This window comes from Pantoea sp. X-Soil-ISGK-275 (assembly GCF_059730795.1).
Window position 1 is genome coordinate 4,162,781 of sequence record NZ_AP035976.1, and the last position, 16,145, is coordinate 4,178,925.

The 16,145-nt window shown below is 56.1% G+C and carries 14 protein-coding genes; 7 read left to right on the plus strand and 7 right to left on the minus strand.

Going from position 1 to position 16,145, the window contains the following annotated elements; genetic code table 11:
• Position 1: 1 nt before the first annotated feature.
• The 6 genes from rbsK to AC6I8A_RS19420 all read right to left on the minus strand — a co-directional run bounded on the left by rbsK (position 2) and on the right by AC6I8A_RS19420 (position 5,369).
• Complete coding sequence (gene rbsK / locus AC6I8A_RS19395) at positions 2-931, minus strand: ribokinase (RefSeq protein WP_256697878.1); 930 nt, start codon at positions 929-931, stop codon at positions 2-4.
• Positions 932-995: 64 nt separating this feature from the next.
• On the minus strand, positions 996-1,871 hold the full coding sequence (gene rbsB / locus AC6I8A_RS19400; RefSeq protein WP_008106759.1) for a ribose ABC transporter substrate-binding protein RbsB: 876 nt from the start codon (positions 1,869-1,871) through the stop codon (positions 996-998).
• A 26-nt stretch (positions 1,872-1,897) separates the two neighbouring features.
• A complete protein-coding gene (gene rbsC, locus AC6I8A_RS19405) occupies positions 1,898-2,869 on the minus strand; it encodes a ribose ABC transporter permease (RefSeq protein WP_008106756.1) in 972 nt (323 codons plus the stop codon).
• Positions 2,866-4,374 carry a ribose ABC transporter ATP-binding protein RbsA gene (rbsA, locus tag AC6I8A_RS19410; protein ID WP_479486386.1) on the minus strand — a complete coding sequence of 503 codons (1,509 nt, stop codon included), beginning with the start codon at positions 4,372-4,374 and terminating at the stop codon, positions 2,866-2,868. The genes rbsC and rbsA overlap by 4 nt, the downstream gene beginning before the upstream one ends.
• Positions 4,375-4,381: 7 nt before the next feature.
• Positions 4,382-4,801, minus strand: a complete 420-nt coding sequence (gene rbsD, locus AC6I8A_RS19415) for a D-ribose pyranase (RefSeq protein ID WP_497818925.1) — start codon at positions 4,799-4,801, stop codon at positions 4,382-4,384.
• A 172-nt stretch (positions 4,802-4,973) separates the two neighbouring features.
• Positions 4,974-5,369, minus strand: coding sequence for a YgiW/YdeI family stress tolerance OB fold protein (locus AC6I8A_RS19420; protein WP_008106749.1), 396 nt, complete (start codon positions 5,367-5,369; stop codon positions 4,974-4,976).
• 180 nt (positions 5,370-5,549) lie between these two features.
• Between AC6I8A_RS19420 and qseB the strand changes: the two genes are divergently transcribed.
• Both qseB and qseC read left to right on the plus strand, forming a co-directional pair.
• Positions 5,550-6,212: a quorum sensing response regulator transcription factor QseB gene (qseB, locus tag AC6I8A_RS19425; protein ID WP_312183957.1), complete on the plus strand. Its 663-nt coding sequence runs from the start codon at positions 5,550-5,552 to the stop codon at positions 6,210-6,212.
• On the plus strand, positions 6,209-7,540 hold the full coding sequence (qseC, locus tag AC6I8A_RS19430) for a quorum sensing histidine kinase QseC (RefSeq protein WP_497818926.1): 1,332 nt from the start codon (positions 6,209-6,211) through the stop codon (positions 7,538-7,540). Before qseB ends, qseC begins: the two co-directional genes overlap by 4 nt.
• Before the next feature lie 11 nt (positions 7,541-7,551).
• Here qseC and kup read toward each other — a convergent pair whose 3' ends face one another.
• Positions 7,552-9,420, minus strand: a complete 1,869-nt coding sequence (gene kup / locus AC6I8A_RS19435) for a low affinity potassium transporter Kup (protein ID WP_008106742.1) — start codon at positions 9,418-9,420, stop codon at positions 7,552-7,554.
• Positions 9,421-9,717: 297 nt separating this feature from the next.
• On the opposite strand from kup, the gene ravA reads away from it, so the two are divergent.
• The 5 genes from ravA (at position 9,718) to mioC (ending at position 16,028) form a co-directional block, all read left to right on the plus strand.
• On the plus strand, positions 9,718-11,214 hold the full coding sequence (ravA, locus tag AC6I8A_RS19440) for an ATPase RavA (RefSeq protein WP_256697883.1): 1,497 nt from the start codon (positions 9,718-9,720) through the stop codon (positions 11,212-11,214).
• Complete coding sequence (viaA, locus tag AC6I8A_RS19445) at positions 11,211-12,671, plus strand: ATPase RavA stimulator ViaA (protein WP_154156963.1); 1,461 nt, start codon at positions 11,211-11,213, stop codon at positions 12,669-12,671. Before ravA ends, viaA begins: the two co-directional genes overlap by 4 nt.
• Before the next feature lie 46 nt (positions 12,672-12,717).
• The gene (gene ovoA, locus AC6I8A_RS19450) at positions 12,718-14,865 is read left to right on the plus strand and encodes a 5-histidylcysteine sulfoxide synthase (RefSeq protein WP_497818966.1); all 2,148 of its coding nucleotides are present in this window, start codon (positions 12,718-12,720) and stop codon (positions 14,863-14,865) included.
• Positions 14,866-14,971: 106 nt separating this feature from the next.
• Entirely contained in the window at positions 14,972-15,433 is a 462-nt protein-coding gene (gene asnC / locus AC6I8A_RS19455) for a transcriptional regulator AsnC (RefSeq protein WP_008106733.1), read from the plus strand.
• 154 nt (positions 15,434-15,587) lie between these two features.
• Positions 15,588-16,028, plus strand: coding sequence for an FMN-binding protein MioC (gene mioC, locus AC6I8A_RS19460; RefSeq protein ID WP_064738315.1), 441 nt, complete (start codon positions 15,588-15,590; stop codon positions 16,026-16,028).
• Positions 16,029-16,145: the final 117 nt, after the last annotated feature.

The following is a 16,145-nucleotide window of genomic DNA, read 5'->3' on the forward strand; positions in this document are numbered from 1 at the left end:
CTTAGCCCTGTTGCTGCAGGAAAGCGTCGATCTCAGTGCGCCACGGCACTGAGGGCTGCGCGCCCGGACGCGTCACCGCAATCGCAGCGGCGGCATGGGCGAAACGTACGGCATCGTGCATTGGCATACCTTCCAGACGTGCGGTAATAAACGCCCCGTTGAAGGTATCTCCCGCCGCAATAGTATCGATGGCCTGCACGCTGAAGCCCGGAATGCGCACGCCGTTGCCTTGCTCACTCAGCCACACACCGCGACGGCCTAAAGTGATTAACACGGTATCGATACCTTTGGCATGCAATGCCGCAGCAGCACGCGCGGCATCTTCATCGCTCTTCACCGCAATGCCGGTGAGAATTTCTGCTTCGGTTTCATTTGGCGTGATGATGTCGATAAGCGCGAGCAGCTCATCTGAGAGCGCGGTGGCCGGTGCGGGATTCAGGATCACTTGCGTCTGCTGCGCGCGGGCAATCTTCGCGGCGGCCAGAACGCTTTCCAGCGGAGATTCCAGCTGCATCAGCAACGCATCGGCATCGGCAATCACTTGCTGGTGCTGCGCAACGCGAGTCGGCGTCAGCGCCGCATTGGCACCGGAATAGATGCCGATATTATTTTCGCCTTCGCCATTCACGAAGATCATCGCTACACCGGTCGATTCATCAGCGACGGTTTCAACCGGTGCGGTATCAATGCGGTCTTGCTGTAACTGCTGACGAATGCGCTCGCCGATATCATCGGCGCCTACGCAGGCAATAAAAGCAATGTCTGCACCGGCACGACCGGCAGCCACCGCCTGATTGGCCCCTTTGCCGCCAAAGGCAATTTGATACTGTTTCCCGATCACCGTTTCGCCCGGACGTGGAAAGTGGGCGAGGTTAAGGATGTGATCGGCATTAATGCTGCCGAGAACGGCCAGTTTTGCGCTTGTGGTCATTGGGATTCATCCAGAAAGATGCGCCACCAGGACGGTGGCGCGTTGCCCTGCTTTTCTTTACTTATTATTTGGTAACCAGCTTCAGGTCAACCGGATTAACCGCCTGCACCTTCTCGCCTTTCAATACTTTATCGGCAGTCTGCACGCCAATCACACCAATCTTGTCTGGCATCTGAGCCACAGTGGCGGTCAGTTTACCCGATTCAACGGCTTTCACACCGTCAGCGGTGCCGTCAAAGCCCACCACCAGCACGTCGGTTTTACCGGCGGTTTGCAGAGCACGCAGCGCGCCCAGCGCCATTTCGTCGTTCTGAGCGAAGACGGCCTGCACATCCGGATGTCCCTGCAGCAGGTTCTGCATCACGTTCAGACCTTTAGTACGGTCGAAGTCAGCAGGCTGGCTCGCCAGGATGTTGAATTTGTGCGCATCGGCTGCCTGTTTGAAGCCTTCGCCACGCTCGCGCGCCGCAGATGTACCGGCAATACCTTGCAGCTCAATAATCTTCGCGCCATCACCCAGTTTTTTGGCGATGAAGTCACCGGCCATTTTGCCGCCGAAACGGTTGTCAGACGCCACGTGGCTCACTACGGTGCCCTGTGCTGCTACGCGGTCCAGCGTGATCACCGGAATGTTCGCCTGGTTCGCCATCTTCACGGCGTTACCCACCGCATCAGAATCGGTTGGGTTGATCAGCAAAAGCTTGGTGCCACGCACCGTCAGATCCTGCACGTTCGCCAGCTCTTTCGCCGGGTTGTTCTGCGAATCCAGCACCACGAGGTTATAACCCAGTTGGTCAGCTTCTTTCTGTGCGCCATCTTTCAGAGACACAAAGAACGGATTATTCAGGGTTGAAACCACCAGAGCAATGGTGTCCTTTGCCATCGCGCCAGCACTGAGGGTGGCGCCAAGAATGACGGCCAATGCAGTTAACTTTTTCATTTTTAAATCCTGTGTGAAGGTCAGAGTTATTTACTGCTTTTGTTATCCACCAGCACCGCTAGCAGAATGACGACGGCTTTAACAATCATTTGGTAGTAAGACGATACGCCCATCAGATTCAGGCCGTTGTTCAGGAAACCGAGGATCAATGCACCAATCAGCGTGCCCATGATGCGGCCTTTACCGCCCGCCAGGCTGGTACCGCCCAGCACCACCGCCGCGATCGCATCCAGTTCATAACCGGTGCCCGCGGTAGGTTGAGCGGAAGAGAGACGCGCCACTTCGATGGTGCCCGCCAATGCCGCCAGCAGGCCGCACAGCGAATAAACGATGATTTTGACGCGATTAACGTTGATACCTGACAAACGCGTCGCCGCTTCGTTGCCACCTAACGCATAGATGTAACGACCAAGGCGCGTGTGATGCAGCATGTACCACGCCAGACCAAATACCGCGACCATCAGCCACACCGGCGTTGGGATGCCCAGCGGACGACCGATACCGAACCAGCCAAACAGATCGGCGTTATCGTTGAAACCGGTATTGATCGGGCTGCCGTTGGTGTAAACCATGGTGACGCCGCGCAGCAACAGCATCATCACCAGCGTGGCAATGAAAGCCTGCACCTTGCCGCGCGCCACAATCACGCCGGTAATACCGCCAATCGCCGCCCCCAACGCCAGCGAAGCCGCAACGGCCACCAGCGCATTCACCTCTAATCCGACGATCGATGCCGCCACCGCGCCAGTCAGCGCCAGCAGCGAGCCCACTGACAGATCAATGCCCGAAGTCAGAATCACCAGCGTCATGCCAACCGCCATAATGGCGTTGACCGACGTCTGCTGCAGAATGTTGAACATGTTGGCCAGCGTAAAGAAGTTCGGGCTCTGGCTGGCAACCACGGCGATCAGCACGATCAATGCAATCAGGGATTTCTGCTCCAGCAGCCAGGCTTTGCTGAACCAACGGCGGCTGGCGGGTAAGGTTTGGGTGCTCATACAACTAACTCCTCGCTGTGTTGCTTACCGACTGCCGCCGCCATCAGGGATTCCTGGGTAGCTTGCTCACGGGAAAATTCGCCACTGAGATGGCCTTCATGCATCACTACGATGCGGTCGCTCATGCCAAGCACTTCCGGCATTTCCGACGACACCAAAATGATGCTCAGCCCTTCGGCTTTAAACTGATTAATTAACTGATAAATTTCTTTCTTTGCCCCGACATCGACGCCGCGCGTTGGCTCATCAAGAATCAACACATCAGGGCGCGTCATCAGGCCGCGCGCAATCGCCACTTTTTGCTGATTACCGCCGGACAGCAGGCCAATCGGCTGCTCCATTGAAGGGGTTTTGACGTTGAACAGGCGGATAAAATCGCCCACCGCCAACTGCTCATCGCTGTGACGCAGGTTGCCTGCGCCGGTGCTGAAATAGCGCAGCGCGGTTAGCGACATGTTCTCTTTCACCGACATGCCCAATACCAAACCATCGCGCTTACGATCTTCGGAGATATAAACGATGCCGTTCGCCAATCCTTCTTGCGGGGAGCGAGTGGTGATTTCGCGGCCATTCAGCGTGACTTTACCTTTGCTGCGCGGCAGCGCGCCGTACAGCACTTTCATCAGTTCGGTACGTCCCGCGCCCATCAAGCCCGACACGCCAAGGATTTCCCCTTTGCGCAGCGTAAAGCTGACGTCATCAACGCCCGGACCGCTGAGGTTTTCAACTTTTAAGCGGATCTCACCCGGCTGCTGATCGATACGTGGATATTGATCTTCCAGTTTGCGGCCGACCATCATCTCGATCAGGCTCTCTTCGCTGAGATCGCACACCGCGCGCTCGGCAATAAACTGCCCATCACGGAACACGGTGACGTCATCGCAAATCTCGAAGATCTCTTTCATGCGGTGCGAGATATAGACGATGCCGCAGCCCTGCGCTTTCAGTTCGTTGATGACGCGGAACAGCGACAGCGTTTCGGTATCGGTCAGCGCATCGGTGGGTTCATCCATAATGATGACTTTCGACTCGAAGCTGAGCACTTTGGCGATCTCGACCATCTGCTGATCGCCAATCGACAAATCGCCCACCAGCTTGTGGCTGTTGAAGCGCAGATTGAGGCGCTTTAATAGCGCATCCGCCTCGGCATACATCTTTTTCCATTCGATACGGCCAAAGCGGTTAACAAATTCGCGGCCAAGGAAGATATTCTCGGCGACGGTCAGTTGCGGAATCAGGTTAAGTTCCTGATGGATAATACCAATGCCCGCTTCCTGCGACGCTTTCGGGCCAGAGAACGCCACATCCTGACCGAGCCACTGCAGGGAACCGGCATCCATGCTGTAAATGCCGGTCAGCACTTTCATCATGGTAGATTTGCCGGCACCGTTTTCACCCACCAGCGCCATCACGCGTCCCGGATAAACAGCAAGCGATGCGCCATTCAGCGCCTTCACGCCGGGAAACGACTTTTCAATCCCTTTGAGTTGCAATAACGGTTGCATAGCGGCCTCAGAAGGTCACGCCGGCGCTCAGGATGACATTCGCATACGGAGAACACTCTCCGCTGCGAATGACCGCCTGACTACGCTGCGTTTGTTGTTTGAATTGTTCATGGCTGGTGTAACGAATGGTGATGACATTCCCCTGGTGCTGTTGCAAGGCTTCGAGCACGGCGAGCAGTGCGCTATGGAGCTGCGGATTGTGCTGCTTAATCTCCTCCGCCATCAGGGCGCTTTCGACTTGCATCTCCTGCGTGACTACCTCAACCACCTGTAAAAATTCGGGCATACCCGGCGTTAACGCCAGATCGATGCGCTGTGGACCAGCCGGAATCGGCAAGCCTGCATCTGCAATCGTCAGCGTATCGGTGTGCCCCAGGCGAGCAATCACATGAGAGACTTCAGCGTTTAACAAGCGACCTTTTTTCATTTCTTCCACTCCACAGCGAAACGTTTCGCTGATCGGGAGTGTATAAAATGCGCACGGCAACTCAATGGCGGCATCACGGAAATGTGATCGCCATCGAAACGTTTCGCTTGTACCAGAGAGAATTTGAGTTTGGTGGGATATTGGAGCCGCTGCTGCGGCCCCGATGCAGGGATTAAGGCAGTTTACGTACCTGTTTCACGTCCAGTTCGATGGAGTTGAAATCTTTATCCAGTTCGCCGGTCAGTTCTACCTGATCCTTCGGCGTGATGGTCAAACCGTTCCAGCGTTTATGATCGATCTCGACCTTCATGGTGCCGGTGGCATCACGGAACTGATAATCCTCATCACCGATTTGCTTCTCAAGCGTACCGCGCACGGTGATCCAGCTATCGTCCTTCATCTCTTCGGCCTGTTTCACCGTGACAACGCTGGTGTTATCGGCTTTGAAGCCACCAGACTTCACCTGCGCGGATGGCGCATTCGGATCAACAAAGCCACCTTGCTGAGCGGCAAGAACCGGCGTGGCGGCCAGGGCGATGATAGCTAACAGGGCTGCAGACTTTTTCATATGTCACCTCTTTTCCATGAATGTGTTGGTTTACGGAAGCTATTTCACCATAAGGTTCTTAACAGGATCTTAAGAGAATCCGTCGGGCTAACATTCATGAAAAATAGTCTATTTGCCGGGATTTTCGCTGTACAAGAGCGATTGTGCTTCGTATAACTCCGCTTAACAGAAGGAGAGTAGATGCGCATTTTACTGATAGAAGATGACACGCTGATTGGCGACGGTTTGAAAGTCGGGTTAACCAAACTCGGATTCAGCGTGGATTGGTTTGTCTCCGGCGAAGACGGATTTCAGGCGTTGGCGGCCGCGCCCTGGGACGCGGTGGTGCTGGATCTGTCGCTGCCGGAACGCGATGGTCTGGATATCCTGCGTCAGTGGCGCCAGCAAGGACAGGATGTGCCGGTGCTGATCCTCACCGCGCGCGATGCGCTCGATCAGCGCGTTCAGGGATTGCAGCTCGGTGCCGACGATTACCTGTGCAAGCCGTTTGCGCTGACAGAAGTGGCGGCACGCTTGCAGGCGCTGATCCGTCGCCGTCACGGCCAACTGCAGCCAGAACTCAAACACGGCAAAGTGGTGATGGCGCCCGGCAGCCATAGCGTGCTGTGCGATGGCGAAGCCGTCAGCCTGAAGAGCCGCGAACTGGCGCTGCTGGAACTGTTTCTGCGCAATCCCGGCCGTGTACTGACGCGCAGTCAGCTGGAAGAAAAGCTCTACAGCTGGGATGAAGATGTCTCCAGCAATGCGGTGGAGGTGCACATTCATCATCTGCGCAAGAAACTCGGCAGCCAGTTTATTCGCACCGTACACGGCGTCGGTTATACGCTGGGAGCGGCAGAATGAGTCTGTTTCTGCGCCTCGCCATCGGCTTTGTGCTGCTGATTATGCTGTGCGGCGGCCTGGCCAGCCTCAGCGCCTGGCACCAAACCCGCGATACGGTAGACGAGCTGTTTGATACTCAGCAAATGCTGTTCGCCAAACGCCTGATTAAGCTCGATCCCACCTCGCTGCAGGACGAAAAACTGCCTAACACCAAGTCGATCCTGCGTCATCATCGTGGCGATCAGGATGACGATGCGCTGGCGTTTGCCATTTTCAGCGCCGACGGCCAGCCGCTGCTCAATGACGGCGAAAATGGGCGTGATTTAGAGTTTGATTACCAACGTGATGGCTTTACCGATGGCCGCCTGCGCGGCGATAAAGAGAGCTGGCGCTTAGTGTGGCTCACCTCTGCGGATAAGCGTTATCGCGTGGTGGTTGGGCAAGAGTGGGAATACCGCGAAGATATGACGCGCGATCTGGCGCTCAGTAGCTTGCTACCATGGTTGGTCGCCATGCCTTTTATGCTGCTGTTGCTGCTGGCGCTGGTGTGGTTTGAGCTGCGCCCGTTGAAGCGCCTCACGCTTACGCTGCATCAACGAGCGCCGGACGATGCCACGCCATTGCCGGACACGCGCTTGCCCAAAGAGGTGAAGCCGCTGGTGGTGGCGCTCAACGGCTTGTTCAGTCGCATGGCGCATCTGGTACAGCGCGAGCGTCGCTTTACCTCCGATGCCGCCCATGAACTGCGCAGCCCGCTGGCGGCGCTGCGCGTGCAGAGCGAAGTGATTCAGCTGGCCGATGATGATGAAGCGATGCGTAAACGGGCGATTCAGCAGCTGGATAGCGGCATTGTGCGCGCCACGCGTTTGGTGGATCAGCTCTTAACGCTGTCACGCGTGGAAGCAGACGATCTGCGCAGCGAGTTTCAACCGGTGGCGCTGGCACCGCTGCTGCAAAACCTGCTGGCGGAGCACTTCCCGCAGGCAGAACAACAAAACATCGCTTTGCAGTTCACCAGCCATGCCGAACCGGTGATGAACGGTCATCCGCTGTTGCTGGGGTTGATGGTGCGCAATCTGCTGGATAACGCGCTGCGCTATTCGCCATCGGGCAGCACTATTGATGTGCAGCTCAACGTTCGCGCCATTACCGTTGATGATAACGGACCGGGCGTCAGCGATGAGCAGTTGGCAAGGTTGGGTGAACGCTTCTGGCGACCGCCGGGACAGGCGCAAACCGGCAGCGGATTAGGGCTTTCTATCGTGAAGAATATTGCCCAGCTGCACGGCGTTCGCTTGCAGTTCAGTCAGCGCGCCAGCGGAGGATTGCGCGTCACCTTGAGTTGGTGACGCGCGCAGCGTTAAATCTCGACCTGGGTTCCCAGCTCGATCACGCGGTTCGGTGGGATTTCAAACTGATCCGGCGCGCGCAGCGCATTGCGTTGCAGCGCGAGGAACAGCTTGCCGCGCAGGCGCAGATACCACGGACGATCGCCGATAATCAGCGATTCATGCGACATAAAGAAGGAGGTTTCCATCATGCGGCAGTTCAGCCCTTCAAGACCGCAGCGGTGGAAAATCTCCTCAACGTTTGGCGTTTCGCGCCAGCCGTAACTCGCTACCACGCGCCAGAAGGTCGGCGACAGCTGTTCGATGGTCACGCGACGCACATTGTGCACGTAAGGCGCATCTTCCGTACGCAGCGTCAGCAACACCACGCGCTCATGCAAAACTTTGTTGTGCTTGAGGTTATGCAGCATGGCAAAGGGAATCACATTCAGCGCCCGCGACATATACACCGCGGTGCCCGGCACGCGTACCGGCGGCGATTTCTCCAGTGACGCTATCATCGCTTCAAGAGAATTGCCGTGCTCATGCATACGACGTAGCAGGCGGAAACGCTCGCTTTTCCACGTAGTCATGATGATAAACATCATCAGTGCCAGCGTCAGCGGCAGCCAACCGCCGGAGAACACTTTGATCAGGTTGGCGGAGAACAGCGACACGTCGATGATCAGCATGGCAATCAGAATCAACACCACCAGATAGCGGTTCCAGTGCCAGTTTTGAATCGCCACGGTTGAACAGAGAATGGCGGTCAGCACCATGGTGCCGGTTACCGCAATGCCGTAAGCCGCCGCCAGATTGCTGGAGTGCTCAAAACCGACAATCACAATCACCACCGAGAAATAGAGCAGCCAGTTAATCACTGGAATGTAGATCTGCCCGGACTCCTCTTCGGAGGTGTGCACAATGCGCATTGGCGGCAAATAGCCGAGACGCACCGCCTGACGCGTTAATGAGAACACGCCGGAAATCACCGCCTGCGACGCAATCACCGTGGCTAAGGTCGCCAGAATCAACATTGGGATCAGCATCCAATCCGGCGCGAGCAGGAAGAACGGGTTTTTGATCGCTTCAGGATGTTTGAGCAGCAGCGCGCCCTGACCAAAGTAGTTGAGCACCAGTGAAGGCAGCACCACGATGAACCAGGCGAGACGAATCGGGAATTTACCGAAGTGGCCCATATCGGCATACAACGCTTCTACGCCGGTAATCGCCAGTACCACCGCGCCCAGCGCGAAGAAGGAGACAGTTTTATATTGGATGAAGAAGTGCACCGCCCAATACGGGTTCATCGCATGCAGGACGTCAGGATTGTCGATAATGCTGCGCGCGCCCAGAACCGCCAGCACCAAAAACCACAGCAGCATCACCGGCGCGAACAGCTTGCCGACAATGCCGGTGCCGTGTTTTTGGATAACAAACAGTAAAGTCAGCACTGCAATCGCCAACGGCACGATGTAGGCATCAAGACTTGGCGCGGCAATTTCCAGACCTTCAATCGCCGATAGCACCGAAACCGCCGGCGTTATCACCACTTCTCCGTAGAAGAAGCTGCCGCCAATCAGTCCCATGATCACCAGAATTGCCGTGGCTCTGGCGCCGGTATGGCGTCCGGCCAGCGACATCAGCGTTAAAATCCCGCCTTCACCGGCGTTATCCGCACGCATCACGTAGCTGATGTACTTCAGCGACACCACCAGAATCAGCAGCCAGAAGATCAGCGACAGAAAGCCAAATACCGCTTCGCGCTCTACGCCAAATCCAAACTGACCAGAGAGACATTCACGCAATGTATAGAGCGGGCTAGTACCAATATCGCCATACACCACGCCAATTGCCGCCAGCGTGACGGCCCCAAGGGACTGTTTCTTATCCGAGCTCATAAGTTGTCTTTTGTTGGAGCCGGAGGCACTTGCCTTCCGCTCAAGCCATCAAAAAGCGCACAGTATGCACATATTCCCAAAAAAACCTACTCTTACAAAGTGCCACCATCGCGTCGGTGACGCGGTTTTTCGCCGAAAATAGCGCCAAAAAACCGTTGGAAGCGGCGAGTTCTCTCGCATCAACCTTCTGAAACAAAAAAGCTGACGGCTATCAACGCAATCGCGCATGATAATCAGTAGAGTATTGCGCTCGCCAGAATATGACGGCACCAGGATCAAAAGGATAATGATGTGATTATGGCTCAACCCCATCTTTTGGCAGAAAGAATTTCTCGCCTGAGCAACGCTCTGGAAAAAGGGCTGTATGAACGCCATCATGCGATCCGCCTCTGTTTGCTGGCTGCCTTAAGTGGCGAAAGCGTGTTTCTGCTCGGGCCGCCAGGCATCGCCAAGAGTCTGATTGCCCGCCGATTAAAATACGCCTTCCAGCACGCCCGCGCTTTTGAATACCTGATGACCCGTTTTTCCACCCCGGAAGAGGTGTTTGGTCCGCTATCGATTCAGGCCCTGAAAGATGAAGGGCGTTATCAGCGTCTGACCAAAGGTTATCTGCCGGATGCTGAAATTGTCTTCCTCGACGAAATCTGGAAAGCCGGCCCGGCGATTCTGAATACCTTGCTGACCGCTATCAACGAACGCCGCTTCCGCAATGGCGACAGCGAAGAAAAAATCCCGATGCGCTTGCTGGTTACCGCTTCCAACGAACTGCCGGAAGCCGATAGCGGACTGGAAGCGCTGTATGACCGCATGTTGATTCGCTTGTGGCTGGATAACGTGCATGAGAAGCAGAACTTCCGCAGCATGCTCACCCACCAGCAGGATGAAAACGACAATCCGGTGGCGGAATCGCTGCGCATCAGCGATGAAGAGTATGAACAGTGGCAGAAAGGCATCAGCCAGGTCAGTTTGCCGGATCACGTGTTTGAACTGATCTATCAGCTACGTCAGCAGTTAGAAACGCTGCCGGACGCGCCATACATTTCCGATCGTCGCTGGAAGAAAGCCATTCACCTGTTGCAAGCCAGTGCCTTTTACAGCGGTCGCGTGACCATCGCGCCCATCGACTTAGTGCTGCTGAAAGATTGCCTGTGGCATGACGTGGCATCGATGAAACTGCTGGATCGCGAAATCGATACGCTGATGTCGCAACATGCGTGGCAGCAACAGGCTCTGCTGCACAAGCTGCAGCAGATCAAAGGCCGCCGTCTGGCGCTGCAACAGCAGCAAAGCGTGGCGCAAGCGCTGACGCTGGAGAAACACAGCGGCATGTTCAGCCGCAAACCGCACTACGAATTACCCGCCGCCATTACCGATGAGCAGCTGACGCTGATGCTGCAACAGCCGTTAATGCTGCACGACATGCAGGTGACGCACATTCTGATTGGCCGTGAAGCACTGGAGCAGTGGCTGCTGAAGGGCGGTGAAATTCGCGGCAAGCTGAACGGCATCGGCTTTGGTCAGACGCTGGATATGCTGGTGGATACGCATCATTGTCTGACGCTGCGCGATGTTAGCCTGCAATCCACGCGTCTGACGCTACCGGGCGCCAGCAGCAGCAGCGAGATGCCGCAGGAGATCGCCGATGAGTATGACGCGCTGGAAACTCAGCTGCGCGCGCAGCGCACCCTGTTCAGCCAGCATCAGCGTTGCCTGTTCATTAGCGATGACTGGCTGGCGCGCATTGAAACCAGCCTGCAGGATGTCGCGGAACAGCTGAAACAGGCGAGAAAATGATCTCACTGGAGACGCTGAGTGCGCTGCTGTCGATTGGCGAAACCGAGTTAATCGAAGAGCTAATTATCGCGCTGCTCGCCTCGCCGCAGCTGGCGCTGTTCTTTGAGAAGTTTCCCCGCCTGAAGCAAGCCATGATGCGCGATCTGCCGCGCTGGCGATCGGAGATCGCCGAGCAGATCAAAGTCACGCCGGTGCCAGAAGCGCTGGCGCAGGAGTTTCAGCTGTTTCAACAGATGCAGCTGCTCAGCACACAACATTTCACCCAGCAGTTACCCAACATCATGACGCAGCTGAAAAGCCTGCCGTCGCCGTTCATCGAAGAAGCCAGCAAACTGCTGCTGAATGCCGAAAGCGACCAGCTCAGCAACGCGCAACACACCTTGTTCCTGCAACGCTGGCGTCTCAGCCTGACGCTGCAAACGCTAACGCTGAATGAAACCATTCTCGAAGAGCAGCGCGAACGCTTGATGGCCGAGCTGCAACAGCGCATGGCGATCAGCGGCCAACTGGCGCCAATCCTCACCGATGATGATGAAGCCGCCGCCGGACGCCTGTGGGATTTGAGCAAAGCGCCGCTGCAGCACGGCGATTACGAACTGATCGTGCAATACGGCGATTTCCTCGCCCAGCAGCCGGAGCTGATGAAGCTGGCGCAACAGTTGGGTCGCAGCCGCGAAGCTAAATCGGTGCCGTCGCAGGATGCGCCGCTGGAGGAGTTTCACCAGCTGGTACGCGAACCGGATAACGTGCCGGAAGAGGTCAGCGGCATTCATCAAAGCGATGATGTGCTGCGTCTGTTACCGCCTGAATTGGCGGCATTGAGCATCAGCGAGTTAGAGCTGGAGTTTTACCGGCGCTTAGTTGAAAAACGCCTGCTGACTTATCGTCTGCAGGGCGATGCGTGGCATGAAAAAGTCACCATGAGTCCGGTCAGCCACCAGCAGCATGAAGAGCAACCGCGCGGCCCATTTATCGTCTGCGTTGATACGTCCGGTTCGATGGGCGGTTTCAACGAACGCTGCGCTAAAGCCTTTTGCCTGGCGCTGCTGAAAGTGGCGCTGGCGGATAAGCGCCGCTGCTACATCATGCTGTTCGCTCATGAAGTGATCGGCTATGAACTCACCGCCGACAATGGCATTGAGCAGGCAATCCGTTTCCTCAGCCAGCGTTTTCGCGGCGGCACCGATCTCGCTGCCTGCCTTGCGGCGGTGGTGAAACGCATGGAAGGCAGCGCCTGGCAGGAAGCGGATGCGGTGATCGTCTCTGACTTTATTGCCCAACGTTTGCCGGACGACATCGTCAGCACCATTAAACAGCGTCAGCGCCAACATCAACAGCGTTTCCATGCGGTGGCGATGTCCCTGCATGGCAAACCCGGCATCCTGCGCATCTTCGATCACATCTGGCGCTTCGATACCGGCCTGAAAAGCCGTCTGCTGCGCCGCTGGCAGCGCTAATTCATCTGACGGAAATGCTAATTTGCTATAGTGATAAGTTCGAGCACTGAGCAAACTGGAGCATCTTGTGACGACCGCCCAACTTCCCGCACCGACCCGCACGCTAAAACTTTCTGGCCAAAACTCCGAACAAAAACGGGCCGAGCTGCTGGCGTACTTCACCCAAACCTGGGAACTGTATGAAAGCCTGTTTGATTGCCTGGCGGACGAGCGCGCCTGGTTTAACAAAGCCATTTCGCTGCGCCATCCGCTGATCTTCTATTACGGCCACACCGCGACCTTCTACATTAATAAGCTGATGGCAGGCCGCTATCTTGATCAACGCGTTGACGATCGCATCGAAGCGATGATGGCGATCGGCGTCGATGAGATGAGCTGGGACGATCTCAACGACAGCCATTACGACTGGCCGAGCATCGCAGAGGTGCGCGACTATCGTGGCAAAGTGAAAAGTCTGGTGAGTGAGTTTATTCGCACCCTGCCGCTGGAACTGCCCATCGGCTGGGACAGCCCGGCGTGGGTGGTGTTGATGGGCATTGAGCACGAGCGTATTCATCTGGAAACGTCCAGTGTGCTGATGCGCCAGTTGCCGATTGAATGGGTTAAGCCGCAGCCGCACTGGCCGGTTTGTCCGCAGGCGCGTCACGATCGTCAATCGGTACCGGAAAATGCCCTGATCGCGATGCCCGGCGGCCGCGTGCAGCAGGGCAAAACCGACGACACCTATGGCTGGGATAACGAATACGGCAGTCAGCAAACCGAACTCAAGCCGTTTAAGGCCAGTAAGATGCTGGTCAGCAATGCCGAGTTTTATCGCTTCATTGCGGCGGACGGTTATAACAATCGCCGCTGGTGGGATGACGAAGGTTGGGGCTGGCGTGAATTCTCCGGCGCACAGATGCCGACATTCTGGGTCGGTGACGAAAAGCTGCCCGATCAGCTAAAACTGCGCGTGCTGGCCGAAGAAGTGGCGATGCCGTGGGATTGGCCAGCGGAAGTGAATCAACTGGAAGCCGCCGCTTTCTGCCGCTGGCTGGCCGAAGAGACCGGTAAATCTATTCAGCTTCCCTGCGAGGCCGAATGGGCGCTGCTGCGTGAGCAGGTTGGCGGCGATCAGCCTGATTGGACTGAAGCACCGGGCAATATTAATCTGGCGTATTGGGCTTCCTCCAGCCCCGTCGACCGTTTCGCGCAGGGTGAGTTTTACGACATCGTCGGCAACGTTTGGCAGTGGACCACGACGCCAACCAACGGTTTCGAAGGCTTTAAGGTGCATCCGCTGTACGACGACTTCTCGACGCCGACCTTTGATGGCAAACATGCGCTAATCAAAGGTGGCAGCTGGATTTCTACCGGCAACGAAGCGCTGAAATCTGCGCGCTACGCTTTCCGTCGTCACTTCTTCCAGCACGCCGGTTTCCGCTATGTGGTTTCTTCCCATGAAGAGAGCATGGCCCTCAATCCCTATGAAACTGACAGCATGGTGTCGCAGTATCTCGATTTCCAGTACGGGCCGAGCTACTACAACGTGCCTAACTACGCGGCGGCACTGGTGGAAAAACTGCTGCCGCACTGCACTGCGCGCGGTCAGGCGCTGGACATCGGCTGCGCTACCGGGCGTGCCAGCTTTGAACTGGCACGACACTTCGACGCGGTAACCGGCATGGATTACTCGGCGCGTTTTATTGATGTCGCGCTGCAGCTGACCTCCGGTGAGGATTTCCGCTATGTTGTGCCCGAAGAAGGGGATCTGGTGGAGTATCGTCAGGTGCGGCTGAAAGAGTTTGGTCTCGAAGCAGAGCAAGCGCAGCGAATTCAGTTTGTGCAGGGTGATGCCTGTAACCTGAAGCCGCAGCCGGATCGTTACGATCTGGTGCTGGCCTCTAACCTGATTGATCGTCTGCGTCAGCCGAAGCGCTTCCTGCAGGATATTATCCCGATGATCCGTTCCGGCGGTTTGCTGGTGCTGTCATCGCCGTATACCTGGCTGGAAGATTTCACACCAAAAGAGAACTGGCTGGGCGGTGTGCGCGAAAATGGCGAAGCACTGACGACCTATCAGGCGCTGCAGCGTCTGTTGCGTGATGCTTTCGACGAAGTGGCACCGCCGCAGGATGTGCCCTTTGTGATCCGCGAAACGGCGCGCAAATTCCAGCACACGCAGGCGCAAGTGACCTTCTGGCGTAAGCGCTAAAAAGCAGGCAGACAACGGCAAGGCTGTTGTCTGCACCTTGCCTGCACCGCTAATTTGCTGCACATTCTCCCCTATTCATAGAAGAAGAACTCAACGAGGATGGATAATGGCGGAACACCTTCAGCTGGATAACCTGGATCGCGGCATTCTGAATGCGCTGTTACAGAATGCGCGCACCGCCTATGCCGAGCTCGCCAAACAGTTCAACGTCAGCCCCGGCACTATTCATGTGCGGGTGGAGAAGATGCGTCAGGCGGGCATTATTTTAGGCACGCGCGTGGAGATCGATCCGCGTCAGCTCGGCTTCGATGTGTGCTGCTTTATCGGCATTATCCTCAAAAGCGCGCGCGATTATCCGGCGGCGCTGAGCAAACTCGACGCGCTGGATGAAGTGGTGGAAGCCTGGTACACCACCGGCCATTACAGCATCTTTATCAAAGTGATGTGCCGATCGATCGATGCCTTGCAACAGGTATTGATCAACAAGATCCAGACCATCGACGAAATCCAATCCACCGAAACCCTGATCTCACTGCAAAACCCGATCATGCGCACCATTAAGCCGTGATCCCTCTCTAAGCTGTGCACAAACTTATCCCCGGCAGATCGCGCGTATGGCGCGACTTGTCGCCTGATGCTTTCATCTATTAACCCTGTTTTCCACAGGTGGATCACGGCTTGATCACAGCGTACAATGCTCGCCTTTAGTGCGGGAGAGCATCATGGCCGATATTACGTTAATCAGTGGAAGTACCCTTGGCAGCGCCGAATATGTTGCTGAACATCTGGAAGAAAAACTGCAGGAAGCGGGCTTCTCAACCGAGGTGCTGCATGGCCCAGAGCTGGATGAGCTGCAACCGGAAGGCATCTGGCTGATTGTGACCTCCACGCACGGTGCCGGTGAACTGCCTGATAATTTGCTTCCTTTATATGAAGCACTGCAAGAGACAAAACCGGACCTCTCGGGCTTACGTTATGGCGCAGTCGGCATCGGTAATCATGAATACGATCTTTTCTGCGGCGCGATCAAGCTGCTGGAAGAGCAATTGAACCAGCTGGGCGCCAAACGCATTGGCGATCGACTGGAGATCGACGTGCTAGAGCATGAGATCCCGGAAGACGCGGCTGAAGTGTGGGTCGCCACATGGAAAACGCAGATTTAAAACGATCGTCAGTGGCTGGGGATCGGGAAATTACAATGATCCCCAGTTGATTGCGCTGTTTTTTTACTTTATACACGCGATCGACTGTGGATAACATAGCCTGATTCATGCGTATAA